General features: G+C 44.4%; 11 protein-coding genes. 5 read left to right on the forward strand and 6 right to left on the reverse strand.

Annotated features, from left to right (window positions below):
- Window positions 1-4: 4 nt before the first annotated feature.
- Complete coding sequence (locus NAF19_RS11380) at window positions 5-4,321, reverse strand: MG2 domain-containing protein (protein ID WP_252790170.1); 4,317 nt, start codon at window positions 4,319-4,321, stop codon at window positions 5-7.
- Between the two features lie 223 nt (window positions 4,322-4,544).
- Between NAF19_RS11380 and NAF19_RS11385 the strand changes: the two genes are divergently transcribed.
- Window positions 4,545-5,024, forward strand: a complete 480-nt coding sequence (locus tag NAF19_RS11385; RefSeq protein ID WP_252790171.1) for a hypothetical protein — start codon at window positions 4,545-4,547, stop codon at window positions 5,022-5,024.
- A 64-nt stretch (window positions 5,025-5,088) separates the two neighbouring features.
- On the opposite strand, the gene NAF19_RS11390 is transcribed toward NAF19_RS11385, so the two are convergent.
- On the reverse strand, window positions 5,089-5,571 hold the full coding sequence (locus tag NAF19_RS11390; RefSeq protein WP_252790172.1) for a hypothetical protein: 483 nt from the start codon (window positions 5,569-5,571) through the stop codon (window positions 5,089-5,091).
- Between the two features lie 10 nt (window positions 5,572-5,581).
- Window positions 5,582-6,457: a sugar phosphate isomerase/epimerase family protein gene (locus NAF19_RS11395; RefSeq protein WP_252790173.1), complete on the reverse strand. Its 876-nt coding sequence runs from the start codon at window positions 6,455-6,457 to the stop codon at window positions 5,582-5,584.
- A gap of 220 nt (window positions 6,458-6,677) precedes the next feature.
- Here NAF19_RS11395 and NAF19_RS11400 point away from each other — a divergent pair, with 220 nt between their 5' ends.
- Window positions 6,678-7,694, forward strand: a complete 1,017-nt coding sequence (locus NAF19_RS11400; RefSeq protein ID WP_252790174.1) for an LLM class flavin-dependent oxidoreductase — start codon at window positions 6,678-6,680, stop codon at window positions 7,692-7,694.
- 164 nt (window positions 7,695-7,858) lie between these two features.
- Here NAF19_RS11400 and NAF19_RS11405 read toward each other — a convergent pair whose 3' ends face one another.
- Window positions 7,859-8,542, reverse strand: coding sequence for a flavin reductase family protein (locus NAF19_RS11405; protein WP_252790175.1), 684 nt, complete (start codon window positions 8,540-8,542; stop codon window positions 7,859-7,861).
- 351 nt (window positions 8,543-8,893) lie between these two features.
- A complete protein-coding gene (locus NAF19_RS11410) occupies window positions 8,894-11,707 on the reverse strand; it encodes a hypothetical protein (protein ID WP_252790176.1) in 2,814 nt (937 codons plus the stop codon).
- A gap of 285 nt (window positions 11,708-11,992) precedes the next feature.
- Here NAF19_RS11410 and NAF19_RS11415 point away from each other — a divergent pair, with 285 nt between their 5' ends.
- The gene (locus NAF19_RS11415; protein ID WP_252790177.1) at window positions 11,993-13,090 is read left to right on the forward strand and encodes a pepsin/retropepsin-like aspartic protease family protein; all 1,098 of its coding nucleotides are present in this window, start codon (window positions 11,993-11,995) and stop codon (window positions 13,088-13,090) included.
- A 315-nt stretch (window positions 13,091-13,405) separates the two neighbouring features.
- Window positions 13,406-14,485 (forward strand): SGNH/GDSL hydrolase family protein, encoded by a 1,080-nt coding sequence (locus NAF19_RS11420; RefSeq protein WP_252790178.1) that lies wholly within the window; start codon window positions 13,406-13,408, stop codon window positions 14,483-14,485.
- A 49-nt stretch (window positions 14,486-14,534) separates the two neighbouring features.
- Here the strand turns inward: NAF19_RS11420 and NAF19_RS11425 are convergent, their stop codons facing one another.
- Window positions 14,535-14,963: a PepSY-like domain-containing protein gene (locus NAF19_RS11425; RefSeq protein WP_252790179.1), complete on the reverse strand. Its 429-nt coding sequence runs from the start codon at window positions 14,961-14,963 to the stop codon at window positions 14,535-14,537.
- A 173-nt stretch (window positions 14,964-15,136) separates the two neighbouring features.
- Between NAF19_RS11425 and NAF19_RS11430 the strand changes: the two genes are divergently transcribed.
- A complete protein-coding gene (locus NAF19_RS11430) occupies window positions 15,137-15,418 on the forward strand; it encodes an uS7 family ribosomal protein (protein ID WP_252790180.1) in 282 nt (93 codons plus the stop codon).
- Window positions 15,419-15,449 lie beyond the last annotated feature (31 nt).

Raw genomic sequence — 15,449 nt, forward strand, 5'->3', positions numbered from 1 at the left:
GTTTTTAGGTGATGACTTCATTCTCCACATACCCTGTTTGCAGATCCTTATTATGCGCAAAGCCGCGGAACTTCCAGCGGGTAAGGGCCTCGGGAATGGTGAAATCAATCAGTATCTGGCCCTTTTCGTCCGTGTGAAGCTGGGGGTAAAAGAAGGCGGTTTCGTTAAAGTTTTTGCGGGGGATGATGGAAACGGAGCTCTTGTCCTTCTCGTCGAGCTTGGCCCTGATTTCCCGCGTGGAAACATTTCCCAGTATTTCGTCGTACGCCATTCCTTTGGAAGAATTTGATTTTGCCATATAACCCTTTACCTCCATATCAGCCTTAACAACAGGCGGCGGGAATCTAACCGCGTTGGCACTTACAGAATACATAGGTGCAGCTACAGCCATAACTGCATTATTATCCCCCTTTAACGATTTCACCCCCGGGTCGGCAATTTTTAACTCCTCTAAAACAGGCCCTTTGCCGCCGTGTGCCATCTGTACGGTCAGTTGCGCCGCAGCTTTGGTTTTAATTTCCCTTTTGGGAAAAGGCGGCGAATTAAAAACAAGTACACCGTTCACCGGTACTTTAATTTTAAAATACCCTTTTGAGTTTGAGCGTGTGCTTATGCCGGTGTTTTTTATGCTGATTTTAACGCCCGGCAAAGTTTGCCGGTTAAAAATCGTTTTACCGCTTACATCATACCCGCCCTTAACTAAAGCTGCGTTTTTAAAATATTCAGTCGCAAGCTTTTTGTCGGCCTTCAGGGTTGCAAGGTTTTCCTTCACTTGCTCAAGATAGGTGGTGTAGCCACCGTTATCCCCGCCGAAGTAGTCGTAGCCAAATAAATTTAATTGCTCGTAGTTAATGTTTAGCGAATACCCCTTTGTATCATCGTCTCTGTCTATCCATTCGGCAGTGGTTTCTTCGGCAAGTTGTGTCCGTATCCAAATAAAATAATCCCTGGTATATGGAAGATAATAACCGTAATCAGTTTGCCAATATTGGGCAGGCGCTATATCATCCAGCGAGGCGTCATATAAAGCGCCCAGCATTTCGGCAGCATTTTTTTCGTCGGCGCCGGTAATTTGCAACTTCCATTGCTCTTTTTCACCCGGCTGCAGTTTATTACGAAAGGTAATGAAGCGTATGGGCAGCTTTTTAACGGTGTCCCTCATTTTTATTTGGTTGTAAAAAATGCGCATCCGGTTATCGCTCACCGTTAAAAACTGTACGCCAAAACTATTTTGATTAGTAGCCGGCACAGGCACTTTTATAGTTTGCTGGTAGGGGCCGCTCAATGTAATCCATTCAGAAGAGAGCAATCTTGCCCCGTCGAATTTTTCCATCAATACATGCGAGGGCTTATCGGTGCCTATTAAATACTCCAGGCTTTCGCCGGGTTTCACCGTTGTGAATAACTGCCAGTCCTCGGTATCGCACACCGGGGTGGGCCCGTTAACTACTTTCACAAATTTGGTCATCGATGTAGTATCGCCGTTATCACTGCGGGCACTTATTACAATTTTATATACGCCGTTAACTTGATTTTTAAGTATGCCCAAATCTAACATGCCCATCGTGCTGTCGGCGGTAATATTTACTTCGCTTAGTTTATTCAAAACTTCCAGGCCCGCAGGGTCGGTCTCCTGCTTCCAGGGATATGCGGGGAAAGTTTTTTTAAACTCATCCCTGGTCAGCATAAACTGGTCGGGGTATTGCCAAACGCGGTCTTTAGTAAATTGCTGTGGTTGTTTCAGGGCGAATATTTTAATAGTTACAGTTCCCTTTTGAGGCTGGCCATTTGCATTATTTAGCCTCACAGGTATCGCAACCGAATCTTTAGCCGACCATTTTGCTGGTACGGCAACATCAATATCCAGCACTTTACTGCTTATTATAATTGAGGTGGCTGCGGTTTGCGTTTCTCCCGATGCATCGGTAACATCGGCATTAACCATATAAATATCCGAATAATCAAATGCGCGCGCGGCAGCCGTTACCGTATCGCCCAACGCTTTAAACCGGGTTTCAAATTCGCCTTTATCATTTGTTTGGATGGTATCGGCAGCAACTTCACCGTTTCTCGACCAAACTGACCCAATATTGCGGCTTTTTGTATAGCGCTCATCGTATACTGGCATTAGCCTGCTGGTAACGTGATAAGCTACTTTAGCATTTGATATGCCATAGCCAGAAAAAGCCATCACCCTGCCCTTTATTTTTACTGAATCGCCAGGTCGGTACAATGCGTTAACCGGCGAAAAAGTAACCTGGAAGGTCGGCCGTTTGTATTCTTCAACCCGAACAAATGCCCTGCCATTTACAGCAACAATTGATACCTGCCCGTTGGCAATATTTTGCGGGATAACAAACGAGCCCTGAACCGACCCAAATTCGTTACTTTTTAAAGTAAGCTCCGTCAAAAGCTTGTTATTCATATCCTGCAGGCTTACCTTCACGTCTTCGCCCGGCACTATCGCGTTTTTACCATCGGTTGTTGTTATATGCAAGCCTTTAAAGTAGATAGTTTGCCCAGACCTGTACAATTGCCGGTCGGTAAATAAAATTGTGCTTATTACCGGCTTACTACTAGTTTCGATAGTTTCTGAATTATAAAAATCCCGCTCCTCCTCAACATAATTGTCGTTTTTGTAGCTGAGGATGAAGTTATATTGCTCCCCATTTTTACCTTTAAAAAGATATCGGCCATTAATATCTGACAGCCCGGAAAACGCAACATTTTTAACGTTTTTATTTTTAACATAGTCCGACCGGTATATCACAACTTTTACGCCCTGTAAAGGCGCACCACTATCACGGTTTACAATCCTCAGTTCGGTTTGGCCCCCCGGCAGCGCACGCGCCACGTACGACAACCCGGTTATTCTAAAGTTAGTTGATTGGGATAGATACCTGCTTTTTGATTGCACATTGCTGATAACCGTAACATAGCGCCCAACCGGCAAACTGTCTATCTTAAACTCCGCGCTGTGCTTGCGGTAGTCGTTTATGCCGGGCAACAAAAGGCGCCGCTCCTGTACCGGTCGCAGGGGCTTTAAAAATTTAATAATTTTATCAGCAGCCCCAAGATAAAACTGATCAATCAACGAACTTTTGCCGGTTAACTGCTGTATTTGGGCCGGCGATAGATAATAGATAGAAACCTTAGCCTCCTTAACGTTGCTATAGCTCACCAACCCCAACAAAGGTTTGCCCGGCACGTTAACGTTTTCGACTGATACCGACAGGGTAGGCTGCCGGATGTTAATTATTGAAGCGGCGGCAGTTTCACCACCACGGCTTTTGGGATACATGGTAACCGCTTTTTTAAAATAGCTATAGGCGGTAGTTAGGCTGTCCTGGTCTTTATAGTAAGTCCCAATCAATACTAATGCATCTGCACTGATAGGACTAGTCGAAAAATTATCCGCAACCCGCCGTAAAGCTTTTATGTAAAGCGAATCTTTATCCGCCACACTGCTTTGCCTAAACAACACGCCAAGCCGTTTTATATCGATATCCGCCAATGCTTCGCGGTTGTTTTTTTCAAGATGGAACAGCGTAGCCTGCTGCAAATATTTGATGCCTTTGTAAAGGGTCGACGCGGTGTCAGTGGTTTTAATAACCAAACCGGCAAAGGCGCGGTTGTCGCTAAAAAGGCGCGGATCATTCAAGATAAACGGCAGCCGGGGTTTGTTAATAGCTGCCTCGTCCGAAAGGTAAAAATCGAAAGCGCGGTGCACCAGCAAATCGTACAAAGTTGGCCGCAGGTAGCGGGTTTCTTTATCGCCTTCCAAAACGCCATCGAGTACACCTACCGAAGTGTTTTGCTCCTTCACCACATCCTGCAGCGAAAGGGCGTACATGCGGCTCGTTTCGCTAATTACTGTTTGGATGCCCCAGTTACGGAAATCTACATCCTGTTTTTCAAGTTTGGTGCGCTGACCAAAGCGGTAGCGGTTTTCCTTGTAGTACTCCCAATACATTTGCGCCAGCAGCGATTGCAGCACCGGCTTAACCGGGAATTCAGCCTTGTCGATATCCGCCTTTAAACGGGTGATAATGGCAATCAGCGCATTCTCTTCGAGGTAGGATTGGAAACTCATGCGGTATATTACTGCCCTTACCTGCTGCGCCGTGTTGTTGTCGGCTCGCGCCAGGGCATCCAGCTTATCAACTTCTTTTAAGGCTGATTTTGGCAGGCCGATGTTTGCCAGCGAATCGATCCGCAAGCTGAGCTTTGCATATTTATCTTGGGCATTGCTTATAGTAAAACACAGCAACAGGCTTGCTAACAGCAGGCACCTAACGATTTTTGTAAAGGATAAGGACATTGGCCAAAGGTTTATTTGGTAAATTTAAACAATAAATGGAATAGATGCAATATTGTTGCATAATTTAATGTTTTTATTTATTATATGATGCAGGGAGGAGGGAATTTCCATAAAATATTGCCCCACATTATCTTGCAAAATTTGCATTTTTAAAGTATTAAGGATTAGTGAAGATGATGGTTAATTAAAGTTTGCTACCTATCGGTGAGCCGGTGAGATATTTATGAGAACATTATTATTGATTCTTTTTATTGCTTTTTCACTTAAACAACAAACGTCTTTTAATTATAAGAAAGAAAGGTCGTTGTTTAATATAAGTTTAATCGCCACCAAACAATCAAATATATTGGTTTCTAAAAAGATTAATGACAACGAAAAATTTCAAGGACGTTACCTGGGCATGATAAGAGTAAAATCAAAACAACAATATCACATAGTCGCCAGCTCTTACATCTACAACATCAAAAACAGTCCTACAGCTGAAAGTCAAATTTTTATTTACAATAACGAGAAACGATGTTTAGGCTTTTATTATCTAACGCTAATCAATGAACTGCCTCAAAAAATAATTAATAATGAATTGCTATTTAAAAGCCCCGATTGTAAAAATCCGATTGTAATTAGTTTTAAAAACGGGATTCCTAAAACAATAAATTTAAGATGTAATGATGAGGACAATCTTTACGAATTTTCACCTGAATAAAAAGGAAGCGGTAAATCAGCAAAATTTGTCGTTTTAAAACATACGCCCCCGAAGGAATAATAGGTTATTTCTTCCCAATCACTTCCAGCTTCCTTATACTCTTATAACAAATATAAAGCGGCATAATCCCAAATACGCCAAAGCAAGAGTCAATCACGCTCCAGTAAACGGGAATATGGCGGATTGGCCCGGCAATAAATGCCAGCGGCAAAACCATTACGCAGGCTATCATGCCGAATTGTATTACCCAGATATTTTTTACCGGGTCGCGCAGGGGGCCGATAAAGGTGGTGGCGATAACGATGTGGCCAAATGCCAGCCAGTCGGTGCCATAGGCCAGCCAGGGATAACGGGTATTGGTATCTTGAACAGCGCTATAAATAGTTGCAATCCAATGCGCCATAAAATCCGGGAAGATCGATGAATGGTTGGTCATAAAAGCCAGCTCAGTTTCTATCGGGAAGGCGGTAACGCCGCTCAATACCAGGCCGACGATAAATATCCAAACCCAAATGCGGATGCGTTTTCGTAATTGCTGCTCGTTCATGCCTATAAAGCTACGTAAGTTTCAACTTTTTTAACCACGCCGCATTTACCGCAGCGCTTTGCAGCGGCGTTTCATGAAAAAAGCGCGACTGCTCCACAAAAAAATATTCCATGCCATTGTCCAGCCCGGTTTTAAGCAGGTGCGGGTAATTGATAATACCCGTGCCCAAATCGCAAGCCGATTCTTCTTCGCTGCCTTTGGGCAAATGCACTTTCAGCACATCGCGCATATGGCACAGGCGGAACCGTGGCGCATGTTTTTTGATATAAGCCTCCGGGTTTTGTCCTTCAGTAACGGTATAATAAAAATCCATCTGGAAGTCGACCAAATCTTTATCCGTACCGGCAAGCAGCACATCAATCGGCAGCTGGCCGTCAACTGGTTTGTAAGGATAATCGTGCGGATGATAGGCAAATCTTAAACCGTTCTTTTTGCAGATGGCGCCGCAGCGGTTAAACTCATCGGCTATGCGTTTAAAATCATCAATGCTTTTTTGCGGGCCCTTCCATGGGTAAATTAAATATTTCATGCCGATTTCAGCAGCTTCGGCGGCAAGCTTTTCGTAGCCTGCGGTATCGCCGGCATAATGAGTTGATACAAGCGTTAAACCGTTATCCTTAGCCAGTTTACTGAAATCCTTATTGCCCATTCCCCAAAATACGCCCTTGTTGCCGCCATAGCTTTCAATTTGGGTGTAGCACATTTTGCCAATTTGCGCCAAAGTGCCGGGGGTATCTTTCTCCATATCCTCCTTCACCATGTACAGCTGTATGCCCATGCCCGGCAGCTTGCGGGCAAAGGGCGCGGCAAATAATTCACTTTTCAGCAGTGGGGCTGATAGGGCTAAAAGGCTGGCGTTTTTTAGGAAGGTTCGTCTGGTGGTCATGGATATTCCGATTAAATATAAAAGTAGGTTATTTCGAACGACAGTGAGAACTATCTCTTGAGCGACCCGAAAAAATCTTTTGCGCCCTGCTTTTCCGCCCGCTTGGCGCTTGTACAAGTTTTCTCACTGTCGTTCGAAATGACATAGTTGGGTACGCCCCAGGTTAAAACTTTACAATCACTCAACACCCCCTTAGCTACCTTTGTGTTTTACAATTACCATGAACACAAAAAATATCCGCCTCAGCGTACTCGACCAATCACCGGTTCGCAAGGGCGTTACTGCCGAGCAGGCGGTTAAAGAAACCATCGAGCTTGCAAAATATACCGATCAGCTTGGCTACACCCGCTTTTGGGTATCTGAGCACCATAATACCGGCAGCCTGGCCGGCTCAACGCCCGAGGTGCTGATGGCTTACCTGGCGTCGCAAACCACCAATATCCGCATAGGATCGGGTGGGGTGATGATGCCAAACCACAGCGCGCTAAAAGTTGCAGAAAACTTCAGGATGCTGGAGGCGCTTGCCCCTGGTCGAATTGATTTGGGGATGGGCCGTGCACCGGGTACCGACAGGCTAACGGCATCGGTATTAAACCCCTCAAACCAGTTTCGTGAGCAGGACTTTATTGAACAGCTATACGATCTGCGCAACTTTTTCCATGATACCGGCGAGCCGGGAACCCCTGTGGGCCGCATCCGCGCCATCCCGCAGGTACAAACCGTGCCCGATATGTGGCTGCTAAGTTCAAGCGGACAAAGCGGACTGTTTGCCGCGCATTTTGGCATGGGCCTTTCGTTCGCGCATTTTATCAATCCCTTTGGCGGCCCCGAAGCTGTAAAGCTATACCGTGAACGCTTTGAGCCATCGGAAGACATGCCGGTGCAGCAGGCGAATGTGGCCATATTTGTATTTTGCTCGGAAGATGAAGAGAAAATACGCCGGCACCAGGCGCTGATGGATTACCGTTTTAACCAGTTTGAAAAAGGCGCAGGCCTTAGTCCCGTAAGTTACGACGACATCAAAGATGTTGAATACTCGCAAGGTGAACTCGACCGTATTAACTACAACCGTGCCCGCGTAATAACCGGCACCCCCACCGAAATCAAACTAAAGCTAAACTGGCTGGCCGAAGATTACAAAGTGGACGAAATCATCGCCGTTACCATTACCGAATCGTTTGAAGACAGGCTGGAAAGCTACAGGTTGCTGGCAGAGCAGTTTGGGTTGGTTAAATAAAAATCCGTTTTGTCATTCTGAACGCAGTGAAGAACTATTTCTTGAGCGCAGCGAAAAATCTTATTCATTTGATAGGTCGCCTATATACCTGTCCCACGTTAATATCGCACGCAGAAGATTCTTCACTACGTTCAGAATGACAAAGTTTTTTGTTTTTAAAAGACCTACACCAACTCCTCTTCATAATTCTTTATCGCTCTTTCTCTGTCCAAAGTATTATACAACCTTTCTGGTATTTCGGCGAGGGTTGATGGGTGTACGTTATCGCCCAGGCTGTAAAATTGCTGGAAGCTCATGATGAGCGGTTTCCACTTATCCGGGTCAACGCGGTTTTCGTGGCCGTCCATTAGTATGGATTCTTCCAGGTAAACCTTTTGGATGCGCAGCTCGAAGGTCACTATTTTTCCGCGCTGATCTGGGTCGCCTTCGGCAAGTCCGTGTACGGCTTCAACAACGGCTTCCATTTGCACGGGGCATTCTTTTACGCGTGGAGCGTCTACGGTGTCGCATTCCTGTTTGGTAAGGCCGGCTATGCCAAATTTATCTTCTTCAAAACGATATCCTTTTAACAGTTTGCCTTCGGGAACAGGGTTTGTGCCGGTTGTTTTGGCCAAACGGTTTACGGCCGCAACTTCGTTAACCGATGGCAGGTTTAACACGCACTGGCGGTTGCGCATCAGGTTATGCGTGGTTTTTGATGCGGCTGCCAGGCCGATAACACACCGCCAGCCCAGCCAGAAGATGGACGACATTGGCGCAAGGTTATCGGTTCCGTTTTCGTTTTTTGTGGCGATAAGGACCACCGGGGTACCGAAATAAAGGATTGATGGTTGGCTTGTAATATGCATGGCTAAATAATTTGTTTGTTATAATTATTTAAAGTGAGTTCGATATAAGAATTATTACTAACAAATCTGTGGCGTTTACCCAAGGGCTTGCGTTTCGCCTCACCTAAACGGCGAAGCCCTCATGTAATAATCCTCTCCAAAGGAGAGGACTTAAGCTTCGCTCCTCGAAATTTGCTTTTCAGAACCCTCTCCTTTTGAGAGGGCAGGGGGAGGCGACGACCAGCTATTGTGGTTTTACTCACAACTTAATGGATCGTGTTCTTATATCGAACTCACGTTACATAACAAAAGTACCAGCTGTGCATGGGCCGGGAAACCCGATTCTTGCTCACATTGCAAAGAAAGAGAAGACTATTTTTTAATGGTGAGTTTTTTAACTGTGTATCCCAGGTTGCCGCTCATATCCGTCCCCTCAACAATGATGGTATAGGTTGACGCACTGCCGGCTGAATAAAATGAAACACTTGCTTCGCCATTGATATCGGTCACAATGTTGGGTTCCCAGTTAATAGTCGAGCGTAAATCGGGTATTTTGCCGGTGGCATCCTTAACCAGGTATTTGGGTTTGTAAAATTGTTTTGGCCAGCTTATAGGTAAGGGCTTATACAAGTAAACGCCCGGTGTGTTGCCAATAATCGGCCCATGACCCGAGCGGGTTGTAATTTCGATAAAAGCTACTGAAGAAGGCAGGCATTCGGGGCAAAACCGGCGATAATAGTTGCTGGTGTTTTTTTCTGTGGTGCTCACCTCAATCCCTTTTATATCTTCGGCATTGTGCGACTTGAGGTAGTATTTAATATCTTCATGGGTGTCCGGTTGTATAATGGTATAAAAGTCGTATCCATCAATTATAAACCAAGCCCCTTGTTCGTCAACAACATAACTGGGGATGCCTTTTGGATAGGTTTCTTTAAAGCCTTTTACGCGTTCCATTAACACATCTAAAAATGTTTTCTTACTAAGTTTTTCAAGTTCTTTTTCATCCAGCACCTGGTCGGCATTGCCGGACCCGTTTAAATTCTGTGAGTCTTTTACAATTTTTTTAGCGGTTATTTTTACTTCTTTTAAAATATGGCCGCCATCCGGGGCATACTCCTGCTGTTTGGCCACTTTGTTTGTTTTGGTATAATTAAGCAAAGTGGTATCGCTGTTAACATACCAGGGCGCCAAAGACGGAAATTCTGATTTTGCATAGTCCGGCGGTTTTACTTCATCAATGTTGACAATTACATTAAAGCTTTTGCCCCGCTTGTTAACGGCCTGCACAATAAACAACGGCGTATCAACCCTTGGGAAACGGGTAAACGAAAACCGACCATCGCCGCCCGTCAATGTATCTTTCACTATAGCCGGCGATTTGGAAAGCAATAGTACATGCGTCCCTTTTAATGATTTGTTAAACGCGTTGGTGATATGGCCACTAACTTTCAATTCCGGTTCGGCTTCAAATTTTGGCGGTTGCTTTAAGTCGTAATTTATCCAGCCCTGTGTAAGCAGCAGGTTATCCAAATCGCTCCAAACTGCCGGCTTATTTGCCGACAAATAGTAACCCGGTTGCTCGATGTATCCTCTTATATCCGAAGTAAGCAAAAAGCGCGACAGGATATTTTCGCTATTCAAACTATCTGCTTTTACCTGCGCATCATCAGTAACAGCCATTGAGAAACTGCCTGTAACCGGCTTTCCACCCGCATCAGTTATTTTTAATTTTATACCGATACTGTCGCGGGTATCATAAACAGTTTTACCGGATTTTAGGCTGATGCTGAGGTTGTCATCGTGGTTAATAAAAACAAGGCGCTCGTTTAAAGGCGCTTCTTTCGTTGTCATTAATACAAAATGGGCAATACCCGAAGGGAACAAGCTTTTGGCTATTTTTCTGAAGACGTACCTGCCTTCGCGAAAACTAACAACTGCAGCATAGCAGACAATGCCCCTTGCTTTCCCGATTAAAAAATAACTGTTGTCGGCGGCGGCGATATCGGCCGTTGCGCCTATCACCACATCAACGGAATCGCTTTCGGCCGCGTTTGTTACATGCAAAACGGTGCCCGAACTTTTTACGGCCGGCAACGGAACGGTTTTAACTATGCCGCCTGGAAATATGATCTTCGCGGTATAGGTTTCGCCCGGCATTACATCTAAGTTAAAACTGCCCATACCGTTGTGCGTAGTCATAAACCGCGACACCGGCATTTGCTTTTGATTGAAGATACCGCCTGTTAAGTTAATACCCTTGCCGTCTTCCCCGACTGCCTTAATACCAATTTTGGCAACCAACCCGCCAACCAGGCTGCCGCCCTCCGGCATAAATTGAATATCTGCATTTTCGGCGCGGTTAAATTGGATGGGGATAATGACCTTTTTGTCTTTTGTATCGCTGGTGGCCACAATTGCTAAGTCGGGTGCTTTATCGGGGACAGTGAAGTTAACATCCAATGCGCCATCAACCCCCGTTTGCAGCTTTTGGTTATACAAGCGTTTGCTGCCTGCCATAACCTGCAATTGCAGCGGCTTAACTGCGTAAGCGGTTTTATTCATATCACTAAACAGCAGCTTAACATTGGCCGTGCTTATGCCATTTGCTGTTGTTTCCCTTGTGGTTGAATTTACCAGCAGGCTGCTTTCACCCGCATTGCTGATGTAAAACTGTTTGATAAAAAAGCCGTCGTCGCCATAATTGCGCATCCAGATGGTATAGGCCTTTAGGGTATAGGTGCCCGGCGTAAATTCTTTATCACTTAAGCCGATTTTGCCCCAGGTTAAGCCTTCGCCAACCGGGAAACGGTATTGTTTGACCACTTTGCTGCTATCGTTCAAAATATCAGCATAAATAAACCCGCTTTTTGCCGATGGCACCAGGTAGTTGGCATTTAGCAAATATGCTTTAAACCAAATGGTATCGTTAAGTGCATAATAAGGTTTATCAAATTGCAGGTAAAGTTTTTCGACGCCCGCTTTTTTATTCAGGCTATCGGATGTGGCGGCAATTTTTAACAGTATTGTATTTAATGCGGGAGTTTCGGCGCCATGTGATGAGCCGGGCGTTGATTTGGAGCCGGCATTAAACTGCCCTAAACAAAAAGCCGGCAAAACAACCAAAAGCAAAGCAGTTAAAATGCAATGCGTGGTTTTATACACTACAGGTATATTTTTAGTATCCAACTTAAAGCAGTTTAAGGGTTATGAGGTATAAGGCAGGGCCGGTTTATAATTATACTAATTTATGCAATTTCCCTTTAATTGCAGCCTCCGCCTGTAACTCCGCATCAAAACATTTATGTTAAGCAACTAAAGCGCATATTTTGTACGTATATCATACAGCTATACAATAATTTAGGCTGAACGGCATTAATTAGGCTTAATATTTTTACTTTTAGATTCTGTAAAACATAAAGCAGCAAAATTTCCGTTATCCAATTTAATATTCACAAGGTATATAAATAACACATGGGGAAAGTGTACGCAGGATATCGCCCGCTGATTGTTGGGGGATTGATTTTAACAATGATGATTGCATCCTGTAAAAAGGATAACAAAGTAACACCGGTGGTGCCCAAGGCAGTGCCCATTGCCACCCTGGGATTGTATGAGGTACAAAGTACCATATACCGCCGCGTGTTTATAGGCGTATCGGTAGGTACGGTAGCAAAAGTATATTATACTGTATTCGATACCGGTTCATCGGCCATGACGATGGATGCCGATGGCCTTATACCGGCCAACTTGATTACTACCAACGGCTTTACCATAACCGGCGACTCACTGCTGGTGAACGGCATTACGGTGACCAAAAAAACCGCTACGCTAACCTATGGCGATGCTACGGCAGGGATTAAAGAATACGGAAACCTTGCCTATGCTACATTGACCATCGGCGATGAAAATGGTTCGACAACCACCAAGCGCATCCCATTTTTCCTGTACTATAAAGCGGTTGAAACCCAAACCGGTACAGCCCTGGGCGCGCACGAAAATGATGTTTTTGGTGTTGGCCCCAATACACGTTTCAGCAATTTGAGTATTGCCAGCCCGATCAGCTATTTCGACATGAAGGACGGGCTAACGCAAGGGTTTAAACTATCAAAGTTCGACGTAAACAAATACACCTCAACCGGAACTTTTGTTAAAGATTTGCTGACCATTGGTTTAGTGCCCGACGACATCAGTTCTTCTTCGGGTTTTGTAATGCACAATCTTACACAGACAACGGCTGGTTATTCGCCCAACATCCCGGCGTCTATTACATTTAACGGAAAAACATTACAGGGCCAGTTATTATTTGACACTGGTACACCTGCATTTGCCAATATTGAGGACCCGAACGCCACCGCTAATCAAACACAGTTGCCAGCCAATTCGCCGGTGACGATAAGCACAAGCGCAGGTTTTACCTATACGTACACTACCACCAGCAATTATAATTTAACGCAGGTGAATAACCCCAACTTTACCAAAGACCCGCGCACCATATTCAGCATCGACTTTTTTAACGATAACCAGTTTTTGCTCGATTATACAAATCATAAAATTGGATTGAAGAATTAATCTATCAACTCTTTGATTTTGCGAAGAAGAATGTTTTTGGGAACTTTCAGATCATATAACCCCGAAAATGCATTGAATTGGGTTTACTGTTGTTAAGGTAGCATTTAAAAGGATTCAGACCACCATTTTACGATACAAAAAAGGAGCAGGAAAGCTATGTTTACTGCTCCTTTTTTTATCCATTAATACTAACGGACTTTTTCAGTACCCTCGTAAAAACGGGTCACCTTTTTTGTTGCCGTAATAAAATGGTACAATAGTATTAGTCGCCAATTGATGGATTGTTTAATTTAGGATGTTTATATTTTTTCGGATATGATAAAACGGCTAAGTTGCCTTGCACTAATAATATTGGTTCACAAATTTGCATTCGCATCAACCAAAGCCGATGCACTTAAATTTTATAGCGCTGATAATTCCAATATACGTTACGTAGGCCGCGTCGATTTTTCAAACAAACTGAAGCCGCGAATCTGGGCGCCAGGCGTTTACATAGAGGCAAAATTTAGGGGCGCACAATGCGAAATTATTTTGAACGATGAAGCGCTTGGCGGAAATAATCTTAATTACCTGGAAATTGTTATTGACGACAACAAACCTTATCGCATACAAACCACCGGTAAAGAGAATGTAATAAAGGTACCAGGAGGATTACCTGACGGTGAGCACACTATTTTGATTTGTAAAGACACAGAATCAAATATTGGTTATATTGATTTCGTTGGGTTTAAGTGCGAACAGCTGTTGCCCTTGCCGGCCAGGCCCAGGCGAAAAATAGAATACTTTGGCGACTCGATTACCAGCGGCACAGGTATGGATCAATCGGTACTCCCCTGCGGCAAAGGCCAATGGTACGACCAGCACAACGCCTACATGAGCTATGGCCCGCGCACCGCCCGCAACCTCAATGCCGACTGGCAGCTTACCGCCCTGGCGGGTATTGGCCTGGTACATAGCTGCTGCAATTTAAAAGTAGTGCTGCCCCAAATAGTTGATAAAACTTTTATAGTGGCCGATTCTATCACCTGGAATTTTAAAAATTACCAGCCCGATGTGGTTACCATTTGCATAGGGCAAAATGACGGGCCGCAACAGGATTCGACCGTATATTGCAGTACTTATGTAAAGATGCTAACCGCCATGCGGCAGCATTATCCCAGGGCAGATATTGTTTGCCTGAGCAGCCCCATGGCAGACGCAACGCTAACCGCGGTATTACATCGTTACCTAACCGGCATTGCGGCGACTATGAATGCTCATGGTGATAAAATGGTGACCACGTATTTTTTCTCCCGCCAATACCACAACGGCTGTGGTGGTCACCCCGATATTGATGACCATAAACTGATTGCCGATGAATTGACGGCGTATATTAAGCAGTTGAAAAATTGGTAGCACCCCCTCTTGTCATTCTGAGCTCGCGCTCGGAATGACAAAAAGAAAATCAATCCTTCTTTATAAAATTGCCGTTTTCGTCAAAAATCAGGTCTTTGCCTTTTATTTCGGCTTCGTACATGGTTTTGCCTGCAGCGTTGGTTACTTTACCTGCCTCTTTAATTTTTGCTCCGTTGTAATGTGCCTTAATGTAGGGCGCTATGCTTTTGGGTAAATCGGTTACCGGTATTGCCTTTACAATTTCAATAAAAGTACCCGCTGGCGTAAACATTACCGAATTGTCCTCGCCCGATTTACCTCCCCAGTTGGCTTCGTAGTTCCCCTTTTCTTTTTCCCAGCTAACTTTGGCAGCTTCGGGATATTTTTTCATTAAGGCCTCTTTTACCACTGCAGGTACGTCTTTAGCTTTTAGATCCTGCGCTTTAAGGTTGATGGCTACAGATAAAATAATGGCCGCTAATACAAGTGCTTTTTTCATGATTAATTGTTTTACTTTATCAATAGTAGCCAGTTAATCTGTAGAAAGGTTGATTGTTCTTTGTAGAAAAATTGGATTAACCTCTTCTTCAAAGACGCAAAGTATTGCGTCTCTACGATAAAAATGGTCAAACACGGGTTATTATCGTTATCTTTATCAAAATCACCGTGCTCATGATCCTGTTCTCCAGAAGAAACTTACATTACTCCGACTATAAATGGACTGCATACGCGCAAAACGATCCGCACGTTAACGGCAAGCCGGATGATACACTTTTTAACAAGGAAGAAGGCAACGAGGTTGTTTACCTGATAAACAAACTAATGATTTTTTGGGATTACCGCTTTGCCAACACCGGCAATAAAATGGAAAAACTCATCCACGATAAACTCCCCCCCGAATTAACCAAACAGGAAGAAGTGCAGGTTTGGCTGAAGGAAAATTTGAAATTTTAATTAAGATAAATAGATTAGGACGGCTCCCAAA

The sequence above is a fragment of the Mucilaginibacter flavidus genome (assembly GCF_024055575.1).
Classification (GTDB): Bacteria; Bacteroidota; Bacteroidia; order Sphingobacteriales; family Sphingobacteriaceae; genus Mucilaginibacter; species Mucilaginibacter flavidus.